Origin of the sequence: Calothrix sp. 336/3, assembly GCF_000734895.2 — a bacterium.
Lineage (GTDB): Bacteria > Cyanobacteriota > Cyanobacteriia > Cyanobacteriales > Nostocaceae > 336-3.
The window spans coordinates 6,028,551-6,051,315 of sequence record NZ_CP011382.1 but is presented as its reverse complement, the minus strand read 5'-3'; the positions used below and the strand labels follow the sequence as shown (position 1 = coordinate 6,051,315).

The 22,765-nt window shown below is 40.2% G+C and carries 18 protein-coding genes; 10 read left to right on the top strand and 8 right to left on the bottom strand.

Translation table 11 applies throughout. From position 1 onward, the window contains the following. Nucleotides 1–165: 165 nt before the first annotated feature. Nucleotides 166–1,518: an OB-fold nucleic acid binding domain-containing protein gene (locus tag IJ00_RS25315; protein WP_035158063.1), complete on the bottom strand. Its 1,353-nt coding sequence runs from the start codon at nucleotides 1,516–1,518 to the stop codon at nucleotides 166–168. A gap of 381 nt (nucleotides 1,519–1,899) precedes the next feature. On the opposite strand from IJ00_RS25315, the gene gatA reads away from it, so the two are divergent. Next, on the top strand, nucleotides 1,900–3,357 hold the full coding sequence (gatA, locus tag IJ00_RS25310) for an Asp-tRNA(Asn)/Glu-tRNA(Gln) amidotransferase subunit GatA (protein WP_035158062.1): 1,458 nt from the start codon (nucleotides 1,900–1,902) through the stop codon (nucleotides 3,355–3,357). Nucleotides 3,358–3,411: 54 nt separating this feature from the next. Here the strand turns inward: gatA and IJ00_RS25305 are convergent, their stop codons facing one another. Beyond that, entirely contained in the window at nucleotides 3,412–4,338 is a 927-nt protein-coding gene (locus IJ00_RS25305) for a RodZ domain-containing protein (RefSeq protein ID WP_052754536.1), read from the bottom strand. A gap of 98 nt (nucleotides 4,339–4,436) precedes the next feature. Here IJ00_RS25305 and IJ00_RS25300 point away from each other — a divergent pair, with 98 nt between their 5' ends. Both IJ00_RS25300 and IJ00_RS25295 read left to right on the top strand, forming a co-directional pair. After that, a complete protein-coding gene (locus IJ00_RS25300) occupies nucleotides 4,437–5,324 on the top strand; it encodes an alpha/beta hydrolase (protein ID WP_201782654.1) in 888 nt (295 codons plus the stop codon). Between the two features lie 909 nt (nucleotides 5,325–6,233). Further along, a complete protein-coding gene (locus tag IJ00_RS25295) occupies nucleotides 6,234–7,304 on the top strand; it encodes a RodZ family helix-turn-helix domain-containing protein (RefSeq protein WP_035158061.1) in 1,071 nt (356 codons plus the stop codon). Between the two features lie 127 nt (nucleotides 7,305–7,431). Here the strand turns inward: IJ00_RS25295 and IJ00_RS25290 are convergent, their stop codons facing one another. Continuing rightward, entirely contained in the window at nucleotides 7,432–8,001 is a 570-nt protein-coding gene (locus IJ00_RS25290) for a PadR family transcriptional regulator (RefSeq protein WP_035158060.1), read from the bottom strand. A 102-nt stretch (nucleotides 8,002–8,103) separates the two neighbouring features. Beyond that, nucleotides 8,104–9,213: a glutamate 5-kinase gene (gene proB / locus IJ00_RS25285; protein WP_035159617.1), complete on the bottom strand. Its 1,110-nt coding sequence runs from the start codon at nucleotides 9,211–9,213 to the stop codon at nucleotides 8,104–8,106. A 233-nt stretch (nucleotides 9,214–9,446) separates the two neighbouring features. Between proB and IJ00_RS25280 the strand changes: the two genes are divergently transcribed. The 6 genes from IJ00_RS25280 (at nucleotide 9,447) to IJ00_RS25250 (ending at nucleotide 17,114) form a co-directional block, all read left to right on the top strand. Next, complete coding sequence (locus IJ00_RS25280) at nucleotides 9,447–9,653, top strand: hypothetical protein (protein WP_035158059.1); 207 nt, start codon at nucleotides 9,447–9,449, stop codon at nucleotides 9,651–9,653. Between the two features lie 526 nt (nucleotides 9,654–10,179). Then, entirely contained in the window at nucleotides 10,180–11,130 is a 951-nt protein-coding gene (locus IJ00_RS25275; RefSeq protein ID WP_035158057.1) for an ABC transporter ATP-binding protein, read from the top strand. 104 nt (nucleotides 11,131–11,234) lie between these two features. Beyond that, nucleotides 11,235–13,142 (top strand): ABC transporter permease subunit, encoded by a 1,908-nt coding sequence (locus tag IJ00_RS25270; protein ID WP_035158055.1) that lies wholly within the window; start codon nucleotides 11,235–11,237, stop codon nucleotides 13,140–13,142. A 120-nt stretch (nucleotides 13,143–13,262) separates the two neighbouring features. Further along, nucleotides 13,263–14,984, top strand: a complete 1,722-nt coding sequence (locus tag IJ00_RS25265) for a hypothetical protein (RefSeq protein WP_035158054.1) — start codon at nucleotides 13,263–13,265, stop codon at nucleotides 14,982–14,984. A 15-nt stretch (nucleotides 14,985–14,999) separates the two neighbouring features. Next, entirely contained in the window at nucleotides 15,000–16,436 is a 1,437-nt protein-coding gene (locus IJ00_RS25260) for a DUF3370 domain-containing protein (protein ID WP_035158053.1), read from the top strand. Between the two features lie 480 nt (nucleotides 16,437–16,916). Beyond that, entirely contained in the window at nucleotides 16,917–17,114 is a 198-nt protein-coding gene (locus tag IJ00_RS25250; protein ID WP_035158050.1) for a DUF2811 domain-containing protein, read from the top strand. A gap of 235 nt (nucleotides 17,115–17,349) precedes the next feature. Here the strand turns inward: IJ00_RS25250 and IJ00_RS25245 are convergent, their stop codons facing one another. Further along, a complete protein-coding gene (locus IJ00_RS25245) occupies nucleotides 17,350–18,072 on the bottom strand; it encodes a response regulator transcription factor (RefSeq protein ID WP_035158048.1) in 723 nt (240 codons plus the stop codon). Nucleotides 18,073–18,757: 685 nt separating this feature from the next. On the opposite strand from IJ00_RS25245, the gene IJ00_RS25235 reads away from it, so the two are divergent. After that, the gene (locus IJ00_RS25235) at nucleotides 18,758–19,387 is read left to right on the top strand and encodes a CPP1-like family protein (protein ID WP_035158044.1); all 630 of its coding nucleotides are present in this window, start codon (nucleotides 18,758–18,760) and stop codon (nucleotides 19,385–19,387) included. 47 nt (nucleotides 19,388–19,434) lie between these two features. On the opposite strand, the gene IJ00_RS25230 is transcribed toward IJ00_RS25235, so the two are convergent. The 3 genes from IJ00_RS25230 to IJ00_RS25220 all read right to left on the bottom strand — a co-directional run bounded on the left by IJ00_RS25230 (nucleotide 19,435) and on the right by IJ00_RS25220 (nucleotide 22,358). Continuing rightward, nucleotides 19,435–20,130: an HAD family hydrolase gene (locus IJ00_RS25230; protein WP_035158042.1), complete on the bottom strand. Its 696-nt coding sequence runs from the start codon at nucleotides 20,128–20,130 to the stop codon at nucleotides 19,435–19,437. 121 nt (nucleotides 20,131–20,251) lie between these two features. Beyond that, nucleotides 20,252–21,307 carry a 4-hydroxyphenylpyruvate dioxygenase gene (gene hppD / locus IJ00_RS25225; RefSeq protein ID WP_035158041.1) on the bottom strand — a complete coding sequence of 352 codons (1,056 nt, stop codon included), beginning with the start codon at nucleotides 21,305–21,307 and terminating at the stop codon, nucleotides 20,252–20,254. Between the two features lie 271 nt (nucleotides 21,308–21,578). Next, nucleotides 21,579–22,358, bottom strand: coding sequence for a phosphate ABC transporter ATP-binding protein (locus IJ00_RS25220; protein ID WP_035158040.1), 780 nt, complete (start codon nucleotides 22,356–22,358; stop codon nucleotides 21,579–21,581). Between the last annotated feature and the right edge of the window lie 407 nt (nucleotides 22,359–22,765).

Sequence of the window (22,765 nt, the reverse complement as noted above, 5' to 3'; positions counted from 1 at the left end):
CCTCGATTAGCGAGATGCTAGAGTCTATACCACCCTAGACGAATAACTCTGCTGGGTATGAAATTTTCAACTTCTCCCACATCCTGTAGGCTTCACTTGATAAGGTGTGCCTCAAAATATTCTTTCATTAACCATATTGAGGTCTTTTAGCTCCAGTTCAGAATTTTAAGTATTAGTTAAAAATTGAATTTGAGCTGGGAAACGGGCATTTTGTAAAGCTTGCATAGCACTACGAGAATCCTGCACCCAAAATTGTCTATTAAAACGGACTATTTTCCGAGAATCTCCTGCCTGAATTACTCCAATAACCGGGACTCTGGCTTTATCCTTATCACCAGATTGTTCCTGTAAAATAGTTCTAAGTCGATGTTGTTCTTCGATAGTGGTTGCCTGTTGAGGGTTAAGTTCTACCATCACCATTTGTACACTTTCCACAGGTTCTGCATCTTCCACAATTAATTGAACTTGGTCGTCACGGCGGTCAATTTTTCCCCAGATAATTAATCGAGAGTCAACATGTAGAATTAGGTTCACCCGCTCGTAAATTTTCGGGAATACCACAGCCTCACATTGGGTTGTCAAATCTTCTATTTGTAGAATAGCCATGGAATCACCTTTTTTTGTGGTGACTTTTTTCACGTTATTCAACATGACAACAGCACAAACCAATGTATCTTCCTTTTGTTCTCCGATTTGGGAAAGATTAATGGGAGCGAGAATTCTTGCAGATTGACGAATAGTTTTTAAGGGATGGTCTGAGACATAAAAGCCTAAGAGTTCCTTTTCCCATCTTAATCTTTCCTGGGGTGGAAAATCGGGCACAGGTTTAGCTTTGGGAGCAGATTCAAAACTGTTGGGTGTCGGACTAGGATTATTAGTAGCAAATGCGGTACCAAATAAATCGAAGAGATTTCCTTGTCCACTAGCTCGATCTTTAGCGCGAGACTGTGCCCAATCATAGACCAAATCGAGGTCATTGATTAACTGTTGGCGATTGGAGTTAATTTTGTCAAAGGCACCACAGTAAATCAGGGATTGTAAAGTACGGCGGTTGACTGCACCTAAATCAGTGCGATCGCAGAAATCACCTAAAGACTTAAATTCTCCTCCCTGTTCTCTTGCTTCCAGGATAGAGGCGATCGCCGCAGCTCCGACGTTTCGTACAGCCGAAAAACCAAATAATATTCTGTCTCCTAGGGGTGTAAAGTCAACACCAGAGCGGTTTATGTCCGGTGGATCCACCTGAATAGACATGTTAATACAGGTGGCAATATATTTCTGTACCTTATCGGTGTCACCACTATTCGCCGTTAGCAGTGCCGCCATATACTCTAGAGGATAGTTAGCTTTCAAATATGCTGTTTGATAAGTAACATATCCATAGGCGGTAGAGTGAGACTTATTAAAGCAATTAGAAGCAACTAAACCATTTTTAATCAGAAAATTATGGTGATTTTCTACACCAATGTCATAAACGTTCTCTGTATCAGCGAGTTTGCGTGTAATAACCTTAACCATTGTTTTATGGATGAATCTGATGATAATGATTTAGTCACCAATGGGGTGTGTCGATTGGATACTCTCCGCGTTTATATCCCTGGGAAGCCATTGACAACCCCCAGAATCTATTTTGACCTAATTCCGTAGTTCACAACATTTTCCTTTAAGGCTTTTTCTCGGCGACACCCCACCCTCAAGGGCTTTTTCCCAATACCCGACACATTACCTCTACATCCTCTGAAATAATCCCTGGGCAGAAGTCGCCAAACTGTACTAAAATCAGGGACTTGAGTCCTCATAGTAGTCCAGAGTCATAAATATTGAATTTTGAGTACCGTTTCAGCTACTCTTCAACTCATAACTCAGGGCTTACAAATACTATTTACAGAAGACAACTATATGGCATCCATCCGCAAGTTGCATAATCAACTGAAAAAAAAAGAACGTTCTGCTGTGGAAATTACTCAAGAAGCCCTAGAGCGTATCCAAGCAGTTGAACCAAAGTTACATAGTTTTTTGTGTGTGACTGCTGAACACGCACTAGCACAAGCAAAGGCTGTTGATGCCAAAATTGCTGCGGGAGAAGAAATAGGTTTATTAGCTGGGATTCCTATTGGTATTAAAGATAATTTATGTACCAAGGGTATCCCCACAACTTGCGGTTCACGGATACTAGAAAATTTTATTCCACCCTATGAATCAACGGTAACGCAAAAACTAGCAGATGCTGGGGCAGTAATGGTGGGAAAAACCAATCTGGATGAGTTTGCCATGGGTAGCTCCACGGAAAACTCTGCTTACCAAGTTACTGCTAACCCTTGGGACTTGAGTCGGGTTCCAGGGGGTTCCTCTGGTGGTTCTGCTGCCGCAGTTGCAGGGGATGAATGTGTGGTATCCCTCGGTTCCGATACGGGTGGTTCTATTCGCCAACCAGCCTCTTTCTGTGGCGTTGTGGGAATGAAACCTACCTATGGGCTAGTTTCTCGATATGGATTAGTGGCTTACGCTTCCTCCTTAGACCAAATTGGACCCTTTGCTCGAACGGTGGAAGATGCGGCAATCTTATTGAACGCGATCGCGGGCTACGATCCCCAAGATTCAACTAGCCTGAAAGTAGAAATACCTGACTATGGTATTAGCTTAAAACCAGACCTGAAAGCTCGGCGTAAAATCAGAATCGGTATTATTGAAGAAACTTTTGCCAGTGGTTTAGATCCAGTTGTCAGCGCAGCTGTGGCTAAAGCCATTGAAAAATTACAAGAATTAGGTGCAGAGATTCAAACTGTATCCTGTCCTAATTTCCGCTATGGTTTACCAAGCTATTACGTTATTGCCCCCTGTGAAGCATCTGCTAATCTTGCTCGCTATGATGGCGTAAAATATGGCTACCGTGCCCCAGATACGGATAACCTGATTTCTATGTACACCAATACCCGTGCCACTGGTTTTGGTGCGGAAGTTAAACGTCGGATCATGATTGGTACATACGCATTGTCTGCTGGCTACTACGATGCCTATTATCTGAAAGCGCAGAAAGTGCGAACATTAATCAAACAAGATTTTGAACAGGCATTCGCCAAGGTTGATATCTTAGCTTGTCCGACTGCCCCAACTACAGCTTTCAGAGCAGGGGAAAAAACCACCGATCCTCTAAGTATGTATTTGAACGATTTGATGACAATTCCTGTAAATCTGGCAGGGTTGCCTGGTTTGAGCGTTCCTTGTGGTTTTGATGCCCAGGGTTTACCTATTGGCTTACAACTCATTGGTAACGTATTACGAGAAGACCAATTATTTCAAGTTGCCCACGCCTACGAACAATCTACGGATTGGCATTTGCGAACACCACAATTATAGGTGGATTTTGTGGTTGGTGATTGCTCAGGACAATCACTAACCAACATTCATAATCTACTGGTTATTCACTGTTGTTTCTTGATTATTGATTGTTGATTGTTGATTATTCACCTGGGAAGTAAAAGTAACTTGTTTAACACTACCAACATCTCCTAGGGGTTTGGCTTCTTCTGTCTTAGTAGAAATTAAAACAGCTCCCGCATTTCCAGAGCGAATTGTCAACTCTTTTTGAGCATTCCAAGTTTTTTTATCACCCTTATTCATCACACCTTCAAAAGCAATTTTCCCATCTATTTTGATGCGCAACCATGATTGCTCTTGCAATTGCAAAGTGACTTCTACGGGGGTGTTGGCAGACGTGGATTCAGGGGTAGGAGTATTTAAGGGTGGGACTGTAGGTGAGGCTGTAGAGACAACTGGGGGTGAAGCAATGGGAGCAGTAGGAGAAACAATAGTTTGGGGTTCAACTGGAGCTTTTGGTGTAGTTACTGGTTTTTGAGGAGATTTAGCTATAGTTCTGACGGTTTTGGTTTGAGATACTTGTTCATTCCTCTGCTGCAAGTTGAGTAAATAAAATAATCCTAAAGATGCAGCAGCTAAGAGCAAAGAATAAGGAACGATTAAGGGTATGTGAAAACTGGGTTTACTCGAAACAGAGATATTTTGACTATCCGAATCCAGGAGAAAAAAGTTAATCGCAAAATTTTTAGCTAAGGTCGTACCTTCTAAACCTAAGGCATCACCATAACGCTTGATAAAGCCTTGAACAAAGATGGGTTCTGGTAAATCTTCAAAACGACCTTCTTCTAAAGCCTGTAAAAAAATTAAGCGAATTAGTGTTTGTGCAGCAATTTGTTCCAGACGAATAGACTTTTCTTCTCTAACTTTTCTGAGGTGTTCCCCTATTTCTTTAAGTTGCTCCTGTTGAGCATCATTGAAGGAATTCACTGCCTGCTCCTGGTATCCGGTGTTCTGTATCATTATGTTATACACTAATAATTTTTTGATAAGTATTATTAATTATCAAATATCTCAGCTATGCTGTGGTTGGCGTTTTTGTATCGATAAATACTTGAGGAATGTTCAGGAATCTGCAACATAAATTACATTCTATCTCTCTCATACTGAGGTGGTTAGTAAGTGTCCTAGTGCTAGTTTACTGTGCTGTTACCATACTTCTATTTTTTTACCAATCAAGGCTGATTTTTTTTCCAACTTCTAGTATTGAAAAAACACCAGAGTTATTTAATTTACCCTATCAAGATGTATGGGTATCTATACTGAATAGTGCTAGCAAAAAAGAATACATTCATGGTTGGTGGATTAAAGGTGAGGAAGATGACAGTAAGGTAATATTGTATCTCCATGGTAATGGTATCAATATTGGTGCCAATCTTAGCCATGCTTATCGATTTCATCAACAGGGATTTTCTGTATTATTAATTGACTATCGTGGTTATGGTCGTAGTCAAGGAAGATTTCCCAATGAAACACGGGTGTATGAAGATGCGGCATTTGCTTGGAATTACTTGACACAGGAGCAAAAAATCAATCCTGGGCAAATTTGGATTTATGGTCATTCCCTAGGAGGAGCGATCGCCATTGATTTAGCTGTCAAATGCCCACAAGCCGCAGGACTGATTGTAGAATCCTCTTTTACCTCTATTCGTGACATAATTGCCCATCGGAAACATTTTGGGATATTTCCAGTCGATTTAATCCTGACACAGCGTTTTGAGTCTATAAAAAAAGTTCCCAAATTGAAAATGCCAGTTCTATTCATTCATGGCAGCGCAGATACAACTGTCCCGGCTTTTATGAGTGAACGTCTTTATACTGCGGCATCAAAACCAAAAAAACTATTACTAGTTCCAGGTGCTGAACATAACAACATCGCAGAAATAGCTGCGGATAAATACTTACAGACTTTAGATAGTTTTATTCAACAGGTAAAGTCTTATCAGTAAATTCTCCGTATCCGTTGGAAATATCAAGCTAATATAAGTATAATATTCATCTCTGAAGATGTCAGTAGAACCTAAGTAAATATCTGAGTACTATTTTCTGTATTTAGGGAACTTATGGACTGTAGATAAATTCTTAAATCCATCTGCTGTTGCATCTGCTTTCTAAAATTGGATAAATGAAATCCCGTCTGGTTTAAAAGGGCTATAGGTTTGGAAACAGGGTAAAAAGTTTTTTCATTTTTGCAATTTATCCTGAGCATGATTTCCCACTGGCGAATACATCAGATACATCTATCAATCTATTCTTATCATCAGCAAGATATGGTTGGTGTTGATAACATCAACTGTAATTGACAACTTTTCAGGGAAGAAAATGATATAAATCCCTCAGAATTAATGTGCAATTAATTAATCTTGACTTGACAAAAATTCCATGATTTGAATCGTTGTTAGAATTTGTGTGAAATTGTCTGAGAAAATGGAGATATGAAATTTTTGTGACAATAGGTATCGCTTAATTTTATTTATCAACTCAGAGAACTATGGAGAAAATAGAAAAATGAAATTATTGTCATCGAAATAATCATAGAATTATCACAATACTGTCTATGGGTATCACATACTTAAATCTACACAGGGCGATATAGAATTTAACGAAACTCTACTTATTTGGATGCTTTGAATATTGAGATTCCAGAGATAGTGACTTGATAAGTCATGCAAATTATCATGAAAACATTTTAATTTATCGGTAAAAAATTGAGAGATGCTTTAATATCCATATGTCATAAACTTTATTGCAAATCTGTACAATAATCGTACATAATATTCCGGAATAATCAGTTAAGAACGGAATAAATTACACAGACAAGACAGACTTACCTAACCCCCCTAAAAGAGATTTATAAAATGACTACTGCACCCGTATATCATTTGAAAATTCTAGGCAATTCCACAATTGAAATTTCTCAAGATGAACTGCGATCGCTGCTAGGTGAAATTGAGGCAGAATTACACCGCAGTCCAGCCTATCGTCGCGCCTTAGCTAACGCCCAAAAGCTTTTGGGAGATTCCGCAGACCAGGCAAAACAGTTATTTAAAGCGGTGAGTCGTGAGGCTATTGGCTTGGCTTTTCGGCAGTTTGCTCAACAATACGCAAAAAATTCTGTACTTAACCAGGCAACAGAATCGGCACCCAATATATCTACTTCTACTCCTGAGTCCCAAGGAGATTTATCTCAGTGCTTGACAAGTGCTAAATTTCACACCACAACAGAGAATAAGCAGTTAACAGAGTTACCTATCGTGACCAAAACTTCTGATTCTCTAGGAAAAAATACTAGCAATAATAGCTCGGCTCGCACACAAGCAAAATGGTTGCGCAAAAAGAAAGTTTCTAAAACTGAGATAGCACAAATTGCTGCACAAAAACGTGTAGATTCATTAAAAGAAATTGGGCAGAAACTTCAGCAAGCTAGGGAGTCTCAAGGACTTTCTCTATATCAGTTGAACATTTATACTCATGTTCCTGTACATCAAATGGAAGCTGTGGAAACTGGGAACTGGGATGTATTGCCAGAGGATGTTTTCGTTCGCGGTTTCATTCGGGTAATGGGTAATGCTTTGGGGATGAATGGTACAGCTTTAGCTGCAACTTTGCCTACTTCTGAACAAGTTAAATCAGTGTTACCGACTTGGTATCAGTCTAAAAATAATTCCGGTAGTAAGTTGGGATTTGAGATTAATCCCATACATTTATATGTTGGTTATACCGCTTTAGTCGCTGGTACGGTGGGTGGATTATCTTTCATGTCTCAACAGGGGGAAGCAAATCGTTTAATGAATAATGCATCGACTCCGACAACACCATCGGTTTCGGATTCTTCCCAAAAATCAGAACCCGTAGGAAAACCAGGTATTCAATCAAGTAATGCAGGTATTACCATTGGTGCTGATATTTCACCTCCAGAAGCATTGTGAGGTATTGCAGGAAGAGATTAACATCTGGCATCTGGGTAAAAACTGGGGTGATAGAGAAAATAGCCCAAAAAACTGGATTTTGAGTGAACCTGGTTTTTTGGGTTTTCAATTTATCGAATCCTAGGGATTATTGCTGTGAGTCATCTTCTGCCAAAATTCCGTAAACTTCACGTCTGACACGATTCAAAAGTTCCTTCACCCTGGCAATTTGTTGTGAATTACCACTGCGAGCAACTTGCATTACCGCAGCACCAACATCAGTCATGGCTTTTTGTAATTCCATGAGTTCCTGGGGTTGTTCTCTGCGATTCATCCATGTCGGGCGATCGCCCCGCTCTGCTAGTAATTCTTGCCCAGCATCGGTAATTGTGTATACCCGTTTGCCTTGAACTTGCTCGGAAATTAGATAACCTCCTTCCTCTAGTAATTGTAAAGTCGGATAAACGGAACCTGGACTAGGTTTCCAGAAACCTGCATATCTTGCTTCTAATTCTTTAATTAACTCATAACCGTGACGGGGCTGCTCTGCCAGCAATGTCAACAGTATGTATTTAATATCACCACGGGGAGTTCGCTGTTCATCTTTCCAATCTCCCATGGGGAAACCACGAAATTTCTTGCCGCGTCGTCTATCATCACAACCCATACCAAAGAAGGGAGGATGAAAGGGAGGGGCGAAAAAAGGATGCATTAACATAAACAAAATTTTCCCTTTGTTACTTGATATTCTGATTATAGACCTATCGCGATATATCGTTAATTAAAGTTAACGATACTTTGGTGAGCAAGGTTTGTGAATCTAGACCAAAACTAAATTATCTCGGTGGATAACCGTTTCAGCTCCTGCATAACCGAGAATTAGAGGAATATCGCTGGAACGTTTGCCACGAATCTTTTGTAGTTCTTCGCTATTGTAATTAACTAATCCCCTAGCAATTTCGTTACCATCTCTGTCACAGAGTTGCACCGCATCTTGAGTATCAAATTCTCCCTCTATATTAGTAATTCCCGCAGCCAGGAGAGATTTACCCGCAGATGCGATCGCCTGGACTGCACCGCCATCTAAATACAGTTTACCTGTGGGGAGTAAGCCATAGGCAATCCAGCGTTTACGGGCAGAAGTTGGCTCTGGTTGGGGAGCAAAATGAGTTCCAATGGTTTCACCACCAATGATTTTTTCCAGGTTTCGAGGTTGTCTTCCCTGGGTAATCACAGTTCTGACACCCGCAGCGATCGCGATTCTTGCCGCAGCTATTTTTGTCACCATTCCCCCCGTACCCCATTGGGAACCCTGAGTTCCTGTTTGTACTTGTAAATCAGTTAATTCCTGGAGACTATTCACCAAGGAGATGGGTTGAGCATCGGGTACAGAACGGGGGTCAGCAGAGTAGAGGCGATCGACATCGGTGAGCAGAAATAGCCAATCAGCTTGTACTAAACTGGCAACTAGGGCAGAGAGGGTATCATTGTCACCAAATTTTAATTCCTCCGTTGCGACAGTATCATTTTCATTTACAACAGGGATAACACCTAGTTCCAGTAAAGCTTGAAAAGTATTATAGATATTTAAATAACGACTGCGTTGGACTAAATCACTTCTAGTTAATAATACTTGAGCAATTGGCTGTTGCAAAGTAGTAAATAAGTCATCGTATACTCGCATAAGTCTACCTTGCCCCACAGCTGCCACTGCTTGCTTCAGGGCGATCGCCCTAGGACGTTCCGTCAAACCCAAGCGCGCACAACCCACACCTACCGCACCGGAAGAAACGAGAATCACCCGGTGTCCCTGTCGTCGTAAATCAGCAAGGGTTTCCGCGAGGGTAGCAATAGTAGAGAGTGCCAACTGTCCTGTTTCCGGTTGGGTGAGGCTAGAAGTGCCAATTTTGACAACGATTGTGTGAGCCATGGGTGGAAAGGATGATGCATAGGAGATTTTCGATTTTAGATGATTTCCGTACATTTAAGAGATAGAAAAAGAAAAATACTCCAGGTGTTGACTGAAGGTGGCTATTACCAGAGGATGGGGATGGATTTCTAGAGATGATGAAAATATGAGGATTTGAACAGACTTGGAAAATTGCAACAATTACTCTGATAGGTGATGAAAATTTCTCGTCGTTTAGATACTTTGCCAACCTTATGACATCTCAAGAATTTCTAGAAAATTTGGCTTCAGCCGAAACAGACTCTGCCAAACTGATAGTTTTTGCACGATACTTAGATACAACTGCCATGGATAACGCCACATCCCCCAGGTGGAGAAGCATTGCTTACAGTACTGAAATTCAGCTAGCACTGAATAATCTAGCTTTTCATCTCGAAGCATTAGCTGAAGTGGAAGGGTAAATTTTAGGATGATGCGTTGTTAAGATTTATCTTCCACAATGCTCTAAGAAGAGCTGCCTTTGGCGAACGCCTTGCGATTATCGATTTCTAGAAAGAAGAACTTGTGGTAAACAATTTATTTCTGTGGAGATGCGATCGCCACTGTCACCAACTCAGAATATATTGTGATCTATCGTAAATCCCTGTAATTACAAGACAAATATTTTACCTATTTTTTATACAAACTTAAATGCGTATCAGGCTTACCGCAGTCTCTTTTACTAATTGACACCTGATATAAATTAAAAACTCCTCTTATCCCGTAAGGTTTTAAGGCTTAATTCACAACTCATTATTTATTGTAGCTATCTCGTTATCCTGAAACTACTACAACAAAACGCAATTTGAAATTAAGATTTTCCCGACTACGTACACGGATAAAATATCAAGTTTTGATAAATTCGGTTTCCATTTCCGAAACGAACCTGACAAACCCTGTAGGCAGAGGCTAGGTTAGTTGTAAAATATCAGCTGTAAGCTTCCAGCTATGGTACAGGAATTAGCGATTCGCACCACCGGATTAACAAAACAATTTGACAGACACGTTGCTGTTAATAATATCGATATAGAAATTCAGTCAGGTGAAGTATACGGGTTAATCGGTCCGAATGGTGCTGGAAAAACCACATTAATTCGGATGTTAGCAGCAGCTGAGGAACCAACTACAGGGGAAATTTATATTAATGGCGATCGCCTAATGCGCGATCGTTCCAATCCTACCCTCAAACGTCGTTTAGGTTACTTACCCGATGACTACCCCCTCTACGAAGAACTAACAGTTTGGGACTACCTAGACTATTTTGCCCGTCTCTATCGCTTGCGAGAACCCCGACGCACCCAGCGTTTACATGATGTTCTCGAACTCATTCAGTTAGGAAATAAACGTAATAGTCGAATTTCTACCCTGTCACGGGGGATGAAACAACGTTTAAGTTTAGCTCGAACCATTATCCACGAACCAATTCTCCTTCTTTTAGATGAACCAGTATCCGGACTCGATCCCATTGCCCGGATGCAGTTTCGGGAAATTATTAAAGTTCTTCAAGAAGCAGGAATGACAATCCTCATTTCCTCCCACGTACTCAGCGATTTAGCAGAACTTTGCTCATCTGTGGGGATTATGGAATTAGGTTGCTTAGTAGAAAGTACATCCCTCAATCAGCTATATCAAAGACTATCTCGGCAACAAATTCTCATCTCTGCTCTGGGAAAAATAGATATACTCATTGCAGAGTTAAAAAACTGCCCCTTTGTGGAAGAGTGGGAAGTTCTATCCACAAAAACCACAATTCGAGTCAATTTTTCCGGCAAACAAGAAGACTGTGCGGACTTGCTCCGCAACCTGATCCACGCTGATATACCCCTAACAGAATTCCATTGCACCCAAGAAGACTTAGAAACCATTTTCCTCAAACTAGGTCATAAACAAGCATCCTAAGTCCCCAATGGATGGAAGATTTTTCAGGTTAGCGTCTCTACCATCAATAAAAACCCGATTTTTTATCGGTTAATGTTCAATTCCATCAAACTACTAAATAATCTATGATGCAAAATCTAGTCGATAAAATCGGCGACTGGAATCCACAAATGCTACGAGAAATCAAAGGTCGTCTCAAAGTGTTTCCGGTTGCCCTCTCTCTGATTATTTCTGGTTTAACCCAGTTAGTCATATTTCTCTATCAACTGCGAGAATTACCTGGTAGAGTCTATGGTCTTTCTGGAGTCTACTGCAATCTCAGCAAAGAATATCAGCAACAACTTAATGACCTTTCTGCTCAGTACCATCAAGTCAACAAACAACTACTACATTTCAGTAGCAAACAGTTTTTTGACTCCGAGAAAGTCAAACTTTTCAAAGAGCAGTTAGAACAGGTTCAAAGTAGACAAACATCCCTAAATAAATTCTACTATTCCGAAAGTTGCCCCCCAGACCAAATCAATATGGCATTATGGTGGCGTGACCATTGGGAATACATCTTTTTGTCCTTAAGTGTGGTATTTATTTTCACACTTTTGATTGCTGGAACCTACCAATTAATTAATAATTTGGCACAGGAAGAAAGACGGGGAACTCTCAACTTTCTTCGCCTGACACCGCAATCAGAAGCTAGTATTTTAGCTGGCAAGATGTTAGGTGTACCCATTTTAACCTATCTCACCATTGCTGCGGCAATTCCTTTACATTTAGTGGCTGGACGTGGGGCAAAAATTGCCTTCAGTTATGTCCTTTCTTTCTATCTAGTTCTAATTGGTAGCTGTGTTTTCTTCTACAGTGCTGCCCTTCTATTCAGTTTAGCAACTCGTTTTCTCGGAGGTTTTCAGCCCTGGCTAGGTAGCGGTGCAGTCATGGTATTTCTATTTTTTACCTTGACAATGTTATACAGTCGGGAATTTAATCATGCTCTAGCCTGGTTGCAACTTCTCAGCCCCCTCAATTTGGCTGCCTATCTCTTTCCCAATCTATATAGCTACAATAGATATAATAGTCAGCAGTCCTTAGAAACTCTTCAGTTTTTCTATATTCCCATTGGCAAAAGTTTAATTACCCTAATTGGCTTCCATTTGGTGAATTACGGCATAGGAACCTATTGGTGTTGGCAAGGTTTAGAGCGTCGTTTCCGCAACCCAAATACATCCCTATTTAGTAAAGGGCAAAGCTATGCTTTAATGGCAACATTTCAGTTAGCACTGTGGGGTTTTACGATTCAATATAATCAACATTGGTGTGACACCTACAATACCAATCCCTGCAAATATGATTTCAATTATCAAGTAACACAGAATCTATTATCTATATTTTCTGTGAATATTCTGCTTGCCTTCACCTTAATAGCTTTGCTTGCTCCCCACCGTCAAGCAATTCAAGATTGGGCAAGATACAGACATCAAAACTTTGCTAGCAATCAAAGTATTTGGCAATATTCTCTGTTCAAAGATTTGCTTTGGAGCGAAAAAAGCCCAGTGCAATTAGCCATGGTAGTGAATTTAATCATGATGACTTTACCCATGGCTATCTGGATGATATCTGCACCAGTTTTGAGTACTAAGTATGTTCACTCAATGAAGTGGCTAACCACCCTGAGTACATTCAAAGTAATGATTGGTATAATTTTATTCATCAATGTGATGATGATTTATACTACCTTGGCTCAAAGAATGCTATTGATGAAGACAAACAAGCGTTCTTTTTGGGCGATCGGTACTGTGGGTGCAGCGATGTTTGTACCACCTGTGATAGTTTCCGTATTAGGAATTTCACCTCAAGAAAACCCTCTGTTATGGTTGCTATCTAGCTTCCCATGGGCAGGATTAGAATACGCAGGCATATCAAGTATTGTCACTGCCATCATCGCTGAGTTTAGTGTTTTGGTATTCTTCAATATTCAAGTCACCAAGCAAATTAAATTAGCTGGAGAATCAGCAACAAAAGCCTTGTTAGCCACAAGTTAGAATTTGATATTGGGTAATTTCAGAAATGCAGGGATGTGTATACGTTCCTGTATTTTTCAATAGTATTTTTATGCAGTCATGCAGATTGAAGCAAAACTATTTTCAAGAGATATATCAGCAATGCTAGAAAACATATTAGATAGGATTGGTAATATTAATCCTCAACTATTTCGAGAGTTAAAGGGGCATTTAAATACTAAAAATATTTTCGTGGTGCTGGTTGTATCTTGCGTATGGCAGATGATTATTTGGTTATTTTTTCAAAGCCAATTACCAATTGCTATTAGCAATAAAAGTGATTTTGAGGAATTTAATAAATATTGTACAGGTAGTATTGAAAAAGGATTAATCAGTTGTTTAAGAAATCCTGATGGTAGTATTATTGTTAACTGGCAATTATGGAATTTAGATGTATTCGCTTGGCTAAGTATAATCGCTTGCTATACTTTGCTAGCTTTGGGAGTTTACTTACTAGTTAATGATTTATCTACCGAGCAACGTCGGGAAACATTAAACTTTCTCCGATTGACTCCTCAAAAACCTGAAAGTATTTTCTTGGGGAAGTTTATCGGTGTGCCAATTTTGGTATCTTTGGGAGTCGTTTTGACTTTACCCCTCCATATATACACAGGTTTAGGTGGGGGAATTGCTCCCATTGAATTGCTGGGTTTTTATGCTGTAGTTGTCACAGCTATCTGTTTTTACTTTAGTACTGCTTTAATATGTGGTTTAGTGACTTCTTGGTTAGGTGGTTTCCAGGAGTGGTTGACTAGCGGATTGGTGTTGGGTTTTTTAACCTCCACACAAATGTTTTTCAATCATGCAAGTAGTATTTATAGTATGAATTACTTGCGGTTTTTGAACCCATTTTTTCAGATTCCCCACTTACATCTCACTTCTTTTTTCCGCCTAAATAATTATTCACTCATATATCCTAGTAGTATTTGGGAAGATTCTCACTGGCTCCAGATAAATTTAGATAATAATTATCTGCTTGTGGTTGGGTTAGTGGTTGTCAATTATCTAGTTTTTTCTGGTATTAACTGGATATCCTTAAAGCGTATCTATAGCAATCCGCAAGGAACTATGTTGTCGAAGAGACACAGCTATGGTTTGATGCTTTATTTTGTATTTTTTACTATCGGCTTTAGTGATTTCACCGCAGAATATTTTTTTAGAGAGAATATTTCATACTTATTATTTTTAGATTTTCTCTTACTTTTGTATTTGATGATAGCAACCTTACCACATCGGCAAACTTTAGCTGATTGGGCACGTTATCGTCATCTCAGTGAAGAAACAAGGGTAAAATCAAACTCTCTTGTATGGGATTTAATTTGGGGAGAAAAAAGTCCGGCAACGGTAGCGATCGCCATTATTTCTGCGATAGCAACTACACCCCTGATAATTTCTACTTTTTTATATTCATCTAATTCTAAAGAATTCATCAATAGTATTTACGCAATCGGGTTTGCGGTGAGTTTAGCAATGCTCTACACCGCATTAGCTCAACTATTGCTCCTGATGAAATCCTCTCAAAGAATTTACTGGACATTCGGGGTGATTTCTGGCTTAATCATTTTACCAATCGCCCTAGCTTCTACATTTTTTGGTAGTGCTCGAGAACCTGCTTATTTCCTCTGGTTATCTTCAATTACTGCACCTCTACTGAGTCTTTATCCCCCAGAAGATAGCATATCGATAACTCTAGTTTTATCTATGCTAGGTATACAATTAGCTCTCACAGGGTTCTTCACTTATCTACTACAGAGTCGTCTCCAAGTTATCGGACAGTCAAATTATAATTGGTTGGTATCAGGAAAATCACATAGTCTAGAGTAACTAAAAGTACCAACAATGTCAGTAAAGTCAATTCCAAAATTATTCATTCCCCTATCCCTCACGGTTTTCGGGTTGAGTTTTAGTAGCCACAGCAAAGCGTCTCTACTGACTCAGAATACACCTAAACCTCGACCCCAGGAAATTGTCCAGTCGGGGGAAGTTCGACCTTTGCCGGGTAAATTAGATAATATCCCTGTGTTTAACAGTAATAGTCCGGAGTGGATTAAAAACGAGGGAATTCTCCTCTCAACCTTTCCTGGTAAGGGCAAAAAAACACCAACTGCTCACTTAAATTTTCCTTTCCAAGGCAGATTTGATTTATTTGCCCACCACTATACCCACACTCCCAAGGATTTACAGACTCTATACATTGGGGTGATGCTCCACAATCCCAACAAACAAGCTGTCACTGTGAATATTCCGCAAGCAGCTAGTTATTTGATGACTGAAGCTCCCTTTGTCACCCTAGCACCCTATATTGATAATAATGATGGTAAAACCTTTTCTGGTCCCGGTGCGCGGGCTGTTGCAGATGTTTTACGGGGTGTGCGACAAAAGGATTTTCCTAGCAAGCTAGTTATTCCCCCAGGGCAAAGTCGGATGTTATTGAATCATCCTATACCTGTGCGAAATTTAGAAAAGCCAGTCAATGGGCGTTCTAGCTTTATGCGGATGAAAAGTAGTGGTAAAGTATACATTGCGAGTATGGCGATGTTTGCCAAGAAAACCCCCACTTCCGGGAATAAGTTGCCAGTCAGTCCCAAGGGCGATCGCGCTCCTACCCTGAAAGAATGGCAAACCTTACTAGATACTGGTAGTTTTGCTGGACCCCGTGATAAAATTCCCACTCCTCCCGATGCGACAGGAGGTCAGTTAATCTATGGTAGAGTTGCTGGTGTATCTGAAGGCTCTCAGTGGATAAGTAATATTACTGACAATGCCGCAGCGAAAAATCTCACGATTCCCAACCCAGGTAAGGCGATATCCTATCCCTTGGTGACGTTGCGGGGAGGCAGATTGGGTACGGAGCAGAAGCAAACAGCAAAAATGTTGGTACGGTACGGGGATACTGCCTATGAAGCCCATGGTAACTACTGTGTGGAATATAATCTGGTGATGCCTCTAATTAACTCCACAAAACAAACACAAACCGTAAGCGTGACTTTAGAAACTCCCCTCAAGGAAGATAAGCTTTCCCAAGGTGGAATTAAATTCCGTAAACCGTCTCTAGATTTTCCCTTTTTTCGAGGTACGGTAAGGGTGCGCTACACCAATGATGCAGGCAAGGAGGTGACGCGCTATGTCCATCTATGGCATCGGACAGGACAGGTTTTGGAACCCTTAATTAAGTTAACCATGCCAGGAAATTCTCGGCGCAATGTGCAATTAAACGTAATTTATCCACCAGATTCCACACCCCCTCAAGTTGTGACGGTGAGAACAATGGAGTAGTCTGTTTGAATGTTTCTGGGTAAATTTCCTAAATTGTTTTTGTAATTCTTATCATTTTGGATACTTTTCCTCACTGATTCCACAGACTTTCCACAATTTCCTGGGTAGTTTTCCACAGGGTTTACACGCAATTGCAAGCCTTTGCAGCAATATTGGGGATATTGTCTTCTGTGCAACATCCTTTTTCGTGGACTGAGTTTTCTTGAAGAAATATAACAAAAAATCCTGCTTAACCCTTATACTTTCGTAAGTGTGAATTTTTGCTAAATGAATTCTTAACATTTCGCAGCATTGACAAACCTACCCCCTTTTGACGCACAATTATTCGGCTTGCCTTTATTTTCTGCCTCTGCGTTTCTATGAAAAACCTTTCGCTGTTGCCGCAGATTATCGCCCAAGCAAGGGTTTGTGTGTTCCTTCAGGATGGCTCACCACAAACAAGTTTTCCATTAATGATGGATGTCCAAGGAGAAGACTCTCATGAACACAACAGTCAGCATTTTTACAGAAATCCCCGAAAACCTACACGAATCTCTTAAAACCTATCTAGATAAGCACCCTGACTGGGATCAAAATCGTGTATTGACAGCCGCTCTGTCTTTGTTTTTGTTGCAAAATAGTGATAGCGATCGCCGTGCTGCCCGTGTCTACCTAGAAACTCTCTTTCACCAGTGCTAAAAAAATTACCAGTAACTATTTTGACAACTTGCACTGCGAATGATGTATACAATTACCCATTACTCTCATAGCATTTAAGCCGCAACACCGAAAAATATTGGGTCTGCGATGCAGACCCAACAAACTTCGTATATTAAAAGCAGCGAAACAATAGCGCACCATTGACAAATAAAAAACAAGTTTCTGCTTTCTCTTGTCTGACGACTTTCACCCCTGTAAATCATTGAGTATTTAGTTATACAGGAGCTTTTTCCGGTTGAGGTGGTTGAACTGGGCATTCAAATTTATACCCCACACCACGCACAGTCTGAATTAATGCGGGTTGACTGGCATCAACTTCGATTTTTTTACGAATTTGACCAATGTGTACGTCCACAACTCTTTGATCACCAACATATTCATAATCCCAAACTTCTTGGATCAGTTCAGCCCGTCGCCAAACTCTTCCAGGATGACTGGCGAGAAAATGTAATAAATCAAACTCAAGAGCAGTTAAAGGTACAGGTTGATTATTCAGTGTCACCTCACGGCGTACTGGATCAATCATCAGCTTTTCAAACACAAGGCGTTTTTGCTCGGCAGTTGTCACTACCCGTTGACGACGGAGAATCGCAGCGACTCTGACTTCTAACTCACCTAAACCAAAGGGTTTAGTCAGATAATCATCAGCGCCCTTAGAAAAGCCACGAATTTTGTCCGCTTCGTCGGCACGGCTAGTCAACATTAATACAAAAACACCGTTACGGCTTTGCATCTCTTGGCAGAGGTTAAACCCAATTACGTCTGGTAGATTAACGTCAAGAATCACCAAATCTGGATTAAATTGCTCAAAGAGAGCGAGGGCAGTTTTACCATCTTCGGCAGCTTCTACCTGATAGCTTTGCCTCATCAAAAATCGTTGGATTAGATTACGAACCGCAGGGTCGTCATCAACTACAAGAACCTTGGCAGGAGCCATGACCATCACTTCGCACAATAACTCATATGGATTAATAGACGGAACGCGATCAGAGCGCGATTTTTCAGGGAAGCACAAGAAGTTACAAAATTCACACCATAACTTCTGATAATGCCAATCTTCGGTGGGTTATGATAATTGGCAGTTAGGTGTAAGTATTCTACTATGCACCCCTTTGACTCAACGTATAAGCTTGAAAACCCTTGTTAAGGTTATCAGACAGGGTAGACGCTGAGAACTCTAACCGCAGAGACGAGTAAATTAGGATACCTTAATTACCTCGGTCATTTGGTATTTTCAACGCTCTAATTTTAAATCGATATGTGACTAAATGACACAAACTATTCTAGGGTGACTAAAGTTTAAGACTTTTTAAGGTACGGTAAGTTGCCAAATCGACAAAAGAAAAGATAATTTTTTCATAAAACGCCTTGTAAGTATTTCTAACTCAAATTCTAGAGTAGGGCTAGAATGGATGAACGGCATGAGGGGATACACGGAGTTATTGCAATATGTTAAAGTGGCTATAGTTAGAACCACCAAGTCGATTTTCTCGACCCATGTTACCATCCAAGTAAGATAAAAAATCGGCTGAACAGATAGTTTCGACTGATTATAAAATCTCAAATTATTTTTTCTTACACAAAAACTGCTGCCGACATCAGCTATATTAACTAAAACTTCCATGAGCGATCAAAGTCCCTACGAAAAACTTGGGGTGTCAGAAGATGCTAGCTTCGATGAAATCCAAGATGTCCGCAATCGCCTACTGGAGCAACATAGTGGCGATACCAAGCTGTTGGAAATGATTGAAGTCGCCTATGACGCGATTTTGATGGAGCGCTTGCGAATGCGTCAAGAGGGCAGAATTAAAGTTCCAGAAAGGATTCGTTTCCCGGAACGCTTGGTACAGGCAGTTCCTAAGGAGAACCCTGCACCTCGCCAGCATTCCCCAGCCTGGTTACAAAATATATTAGACAAACCGACTCTGAGTGATATTTTCCTACCTGGAGCTTGGTTTTTGGGATTGAGTGCTATTAGCGTATTTTACCAAGCAGGGGGGGATGCAATATTGCAGCTAGCTCTGGTTGTGGGTGGAGCGGTAAGTATATTCTTCTTGAATCGCAAGGAGGCAAAATTTGGGCGCTCTGTTCTCTTTACACTGCTAGGTTTAGTTATTGGCTTAATTGCTGGTGGTTTAATGGCTAATTTGGCGTTGCCATCAATACAGCAGTTTTTCAGCCTGACTGAGAATCAATTTTCGACGGTGATCACTTTTGTTTTGATGTGGCTGATTAGTAGTTTCTTGAAGTGATTTCTGGTGGTAATGAGTAATCACACTTACCCATTACCGCAGGTTTTTTAAATTAACTGTAAAGATTGTTCGAGAACCAAGGTTAAGGCAGCCCCTAAATTGGGCACTATATAGTCTGGTTGAAAGGATTCTAGCTGCTGGCGATCGCGGATACCGCATTCCACTGCAATCACTTTCACTCCATGTTGTTTAGCGGCAGTAATATCTGCTTCTGTATCTCCTACCATCCAGGTGTCGATCGCTGGAGGTAATTCTGCTAAAGCTCGCGCCATTAGTAGGGGTTTATCATCGACATCACGAGTTTTCACGTAGTCATTGCTCAAGCAATAACGCCGATTTTCCGGGAAAAATTCTCCTAAACCGTATTTTTCAAAGGCGTAATCTAGCTCCCTGACTCGACGCATTGTCATGACTGCTAAATCAATACCAATTTGTTGAATTTTTGACAGCGCATCTGTTGCCCCTGGAGTCAATATATCGTATTCAAAGTAGGGTTGGGTATGTACTGTTTGCTTACGTAATTGGGAGAATTCTTGGGCTTGGGTTGCGTCTAAACCAGAAAGAATGGCAATTTGGGTTTCTGGTGTGCGCGATCGCTTTAATTGCCAAAACTCTGTTTTTGTTAATTGGCGAATCTCTTGGTCTGCTCTGCTAATTTTTGTTAAACACAGTAAATAAACTTGATAATAACGCTCGGAAACATCAATAATCGGACCATCAAAATCTGTAATAATTCTTAACATTGATGAGTATTGTAAATTTTATTTACAATCTAACTCAGAAAAGGTTGGGTACAAGTTTTGAATATCTGATGACTGTGTTAGGAAATACTAATTAGAGGATAGGCAATAGTTTTACGAAGATTTACAAAGTTCCGCGTTTCATTTGTTCTCTCTCCATAGCTTCAAACAGTGCCTGGAAATTCCCTTCCCCAAAACCTTGGGCTTGGTAACGTCGTTCGATAAATTCGAGGAAGAAGGTTGGTTGGGGGAAAATTGGCTGGGTGAATATTTGTAACAGTATGGCTTCTGGTTTATTGGTATTCCAGTCTACTAAGATTTCCTGTTGGGCGATCGCGCGAATTTCCTCTGGAGATAGGGGTAATTGGGGGCGTTGTGCCAGTTGACTATAGTATGTTGGGGGTACAGACAAGAAAGGTAAACCCTGGCTGCGAAATTGGGCGATCGCTCTAATCATATTTTGGGTATGTAAGGCAATATGCTGTACTCCTGCACCCCGATTTAAGTCGAGAAATTCTTGAATTTGCGAGTTTGGTGTGGCAGGTTGATTAATGGGAAATTGCACCGTACCACAGCTAGATAGCATGACTCGACTGTGTAACGCCGAGCGTTTTGTTTGAATGTTAAATACTTGCTGTGGATAAAAATCCAGAACCTTTTCGTACCAATCTACCGCAGAATTTAATTCCCCTGCGGGCACATTCAAAACAATATGATCGATAGAATTTACCGCCGAGGAGGGTATCGGTGTAATATTTTCTAAGGGTGTGGCGTATTCTATCAAGGTATGAGTCAGAGAACCCCAAGCCGCTATTTTGCACCAATGAATACAGGTATGATGCTGTTGATATTGTTGAATTGGCTGTAATATTTTCGCTCCGTGTTTTTCGGCGCGGGCGATCGCAGCTTCTAAGTTTTCCACGACAAAAGCCACATCAGCAATACCAGCAGGATGATGAGATAGATACTCTGCAACCCGACTCTGGGGTGAGACAGGAGAAGAGAGTAAAAAATAAACAGAACCACTACAGACTACTTCTGTTTTGGTATGAATTTCCTCCCATGGCAAGGAAAAATATCTAGGATAATTATCTACCCTACTAAAATTGAGGTACTGAACAAACCAATTTGCCCAAAGGTGAGCGTCATCTACATAAAAATGGATATGAGCAATTTTCATAAATCGTGAAAATCCAGCTCAACAGCTTACTTCTTTGGTTATTGTGCCTGTTTATCTGGTTTTTCTGTTCTTTCCTCAGCAATAATCTAGAATTGAAAGTTAATGATTAGTTATTGAAAATTTTCGGGTAAAAATCCTAATCTATAGCACCAGGGATAACCGTACTAGGCTGGTATTTGGGAATATTTGTATATTTTTCAGTCCCTCAGCTCCCATTACAAGAGAAATTATCTTCCCTATTCCCTGTTGTCTGCTCCTTATTATATACACATCATAAAGAAACATAGTCACGTATCCGACTAGTACGGGTATCCATGGCATTTGTCAAAATTTGAGAAGTTGTACCAAACTCTACCGTTTGACAGATACGCTTTTCATTCTGGTGAAATATGGCAATATAGTCAGCAATCCGAGTTGCCTGTTGCCAATTACGAGTGACAAAAACAATTGTTAATGAACTTCTGAGATGATTAATTAGTTCTGCCATTTTATCCATCATTGCTGCGTCGAGAGCAGAATGAGGTTCATCTATGAGTAAAACACGGGGTTGAGTTGCCAATGCTCTGGCAATACACAGTCTTTGTTGTTGATTCTCTGATAGGTTCAATGCTGGTTTATGTAGTTTATCTTTGACTTCATGCCACAAACCTGCATTTTTGATAGCTATTTCGACAATTCTGTCAGTCTCTGATTTAGAATGCCAACCCGCAGATTTTACTCCATAGGCAATATTTTCATAAATGCTCACAGGGAAAAGGTGGGGAATTGTGGAAATAAAACTAATTTGACGATGCAATCGAGACAAATTTACTTTTCTATCATAAATATTTTTGCCAAAGCACTCTATTTTTCCCGATAATTCCATACTTGCATCGGGTTCATGCATCCGATTCAGCGATTTGAGAAAGGTCGTTTTTCCTGAACCATTCGCGCCCACAATTGCCGTAACTTTATTTTGATATATATTTAAAGAGATATCTGCAATTACAGGCAGCTTAGGATAAGAAATACTTAAATGTTCAACCTGAATAACTGTGTTTAATACCGACATACATACCAGAAAGCTATTTGGTAATCATTGTATCTGATCTACAAATTCTTTTGACAATAACAAAATCGTTACTTATCGGTAAAATATCGATAAAAGTTGAGATAAATTTACTAATTTAATACAAATTTAAACAAGTTAATGAATCTAGCTGCATTCTTGATTGATTTATTTTTTGAGTAATTTAAATTAATTTGATAATTTGATATTAAATTTTTCGAGATAAATTTTCCGAAGTTGCAATCAAAAAAAACTGCCTTCAAGGGTTGCATCCGTATATTTACTTGTATATAGATAAACAGGTATTTTAGCGATCGCCACTCGTGTAACTTCAGTGTTATCGCGGCGAATCTAGCTTAAGGTATGGCACAAAAGCTATATTTTCCATAGAAAAATCCACAGTTAGACAA

Bases quoted from the DNA above. Each gene is read 5' to 3' on its own strand.
- IJ00_RS25315 (WP_035158063.1), bottom strand. From the start codon at position 1,518: ATGGTTAAGGTTATTACACGCAAACTCGCTGATACAGAGAACGTTTAT.
- gatA (WP_035158062.1), top strand. From the start codon at position 1,900: ATGGCATCCATCCGCAAGTTGCATAATCAACTGAAAAAAAAAGAACGT.
- IJ00_RS25305 (WP_052754536.1), bottom strand. From the start codon at position 4,338: ATGATACAGAACACCGGATACCAGGAGCAGGCAGTGAATTCCTTCAAT.
- IJ00_RS25300 (WP_201782654.1), top strand. From the start codon at position 4,437: ATGTTCAGGAATCTGCAACATAAATTACATTCTATCTCTCTCATACTG.
- IJ00_RS25295 (WP_035158061.1), top strand. From the start codon at position 6,234: ATGACTACTGCACCCGTATATCATTTGAAAATTCTAGGCAATTCCACA.
- IJ00_RS25290 (WP_035158060.1), bottom strand. From the start codon at position 8,001: ATGTTAATGCATCCTTTTTTCGCCCCTCCCTTTCATCCTCCCTTCTTT.
- proB (WP_035159617.1), bottom strand. From the start codon at position 9,213: ATGGCTCACACAATCGTTGTCAAAATTGGCACTTCTAGCCTCACCCAA.
- IJ00_RS25280 (WP_035158059.1), top strand. From the start codon at position 9,447: ATGACATCTCAAGAATTTCTAGAAAATTTGGCTTCAGCCGAAACAGAC.
- IJ00_RS25275 (WP_035158057.1), top strand. From the start codon at position 10,180: ATGGTACAGGAATTAGCGATTCGCACCACCGGATTAACAAAACAATTT.
- IJ00_RS25270 (WP_035158055.1), top strand. From the start codon at position 11,235: ATGATGCAAAATCTAGTCGATAAAATCGGCGACTGGAATCCACAAATG.
- IJ00_RS25265 (WP_035158054.1), top strand. From the start codon at position 13,263: ATGCTAGAAAACATATTAGATAGGATTGGTAATATTAATCCTCAACTA.
- IJ00_RS25260 (WP_035158053.1), top strand. From the start codon at position 15,000: ATGTCAGTAAAGTCAATTCCAAAATTATTCATTCCCCTATCCCTCACG.
- IJ00_RS25250 (WP_035158050.1), top strand. From the start codon at position 16,917: ATGAACACAACAGTCAGCATTTTTACAGAAATCCCCGAAAACCTACAC.
- IJ00_RS25245 (WP_035158048.1), bottom strand. From the start codon at position 18,072: ATGGCTCCTGCCAAGGTTCTTGTAGTTGATGACGACCCTGCGGTTCGT.
- IJ00_RS25235 (WP_035158044.1), top strand. From the start codon at position 18,758: ATGAGCGATCAAAGTCCCTACGAAAAACTTGGGGTGTCAGAAGATGCT.
- IJ00_RS25230 (WP_035158042.1), bottom strand. From the start codon at position 20,130: ATGTTAAGAATTATTACAGATTTTGATGGTCCGATTATTGATGTTTCC.
- hppD (WP_035158041.1), bottom strand. From the start codon at position 21,307: ATGAAAATTGCTCATATCCATTTTTATGTAGATGACGCTCACCTTTGG.
- IJ00_RS25220 (WP_035158040.1), bottom strand. From the start codon at position 22,358: ATGTCGGTATTAAACACAGTTATTCAGGTTGAACATTTAAGTATTTCT.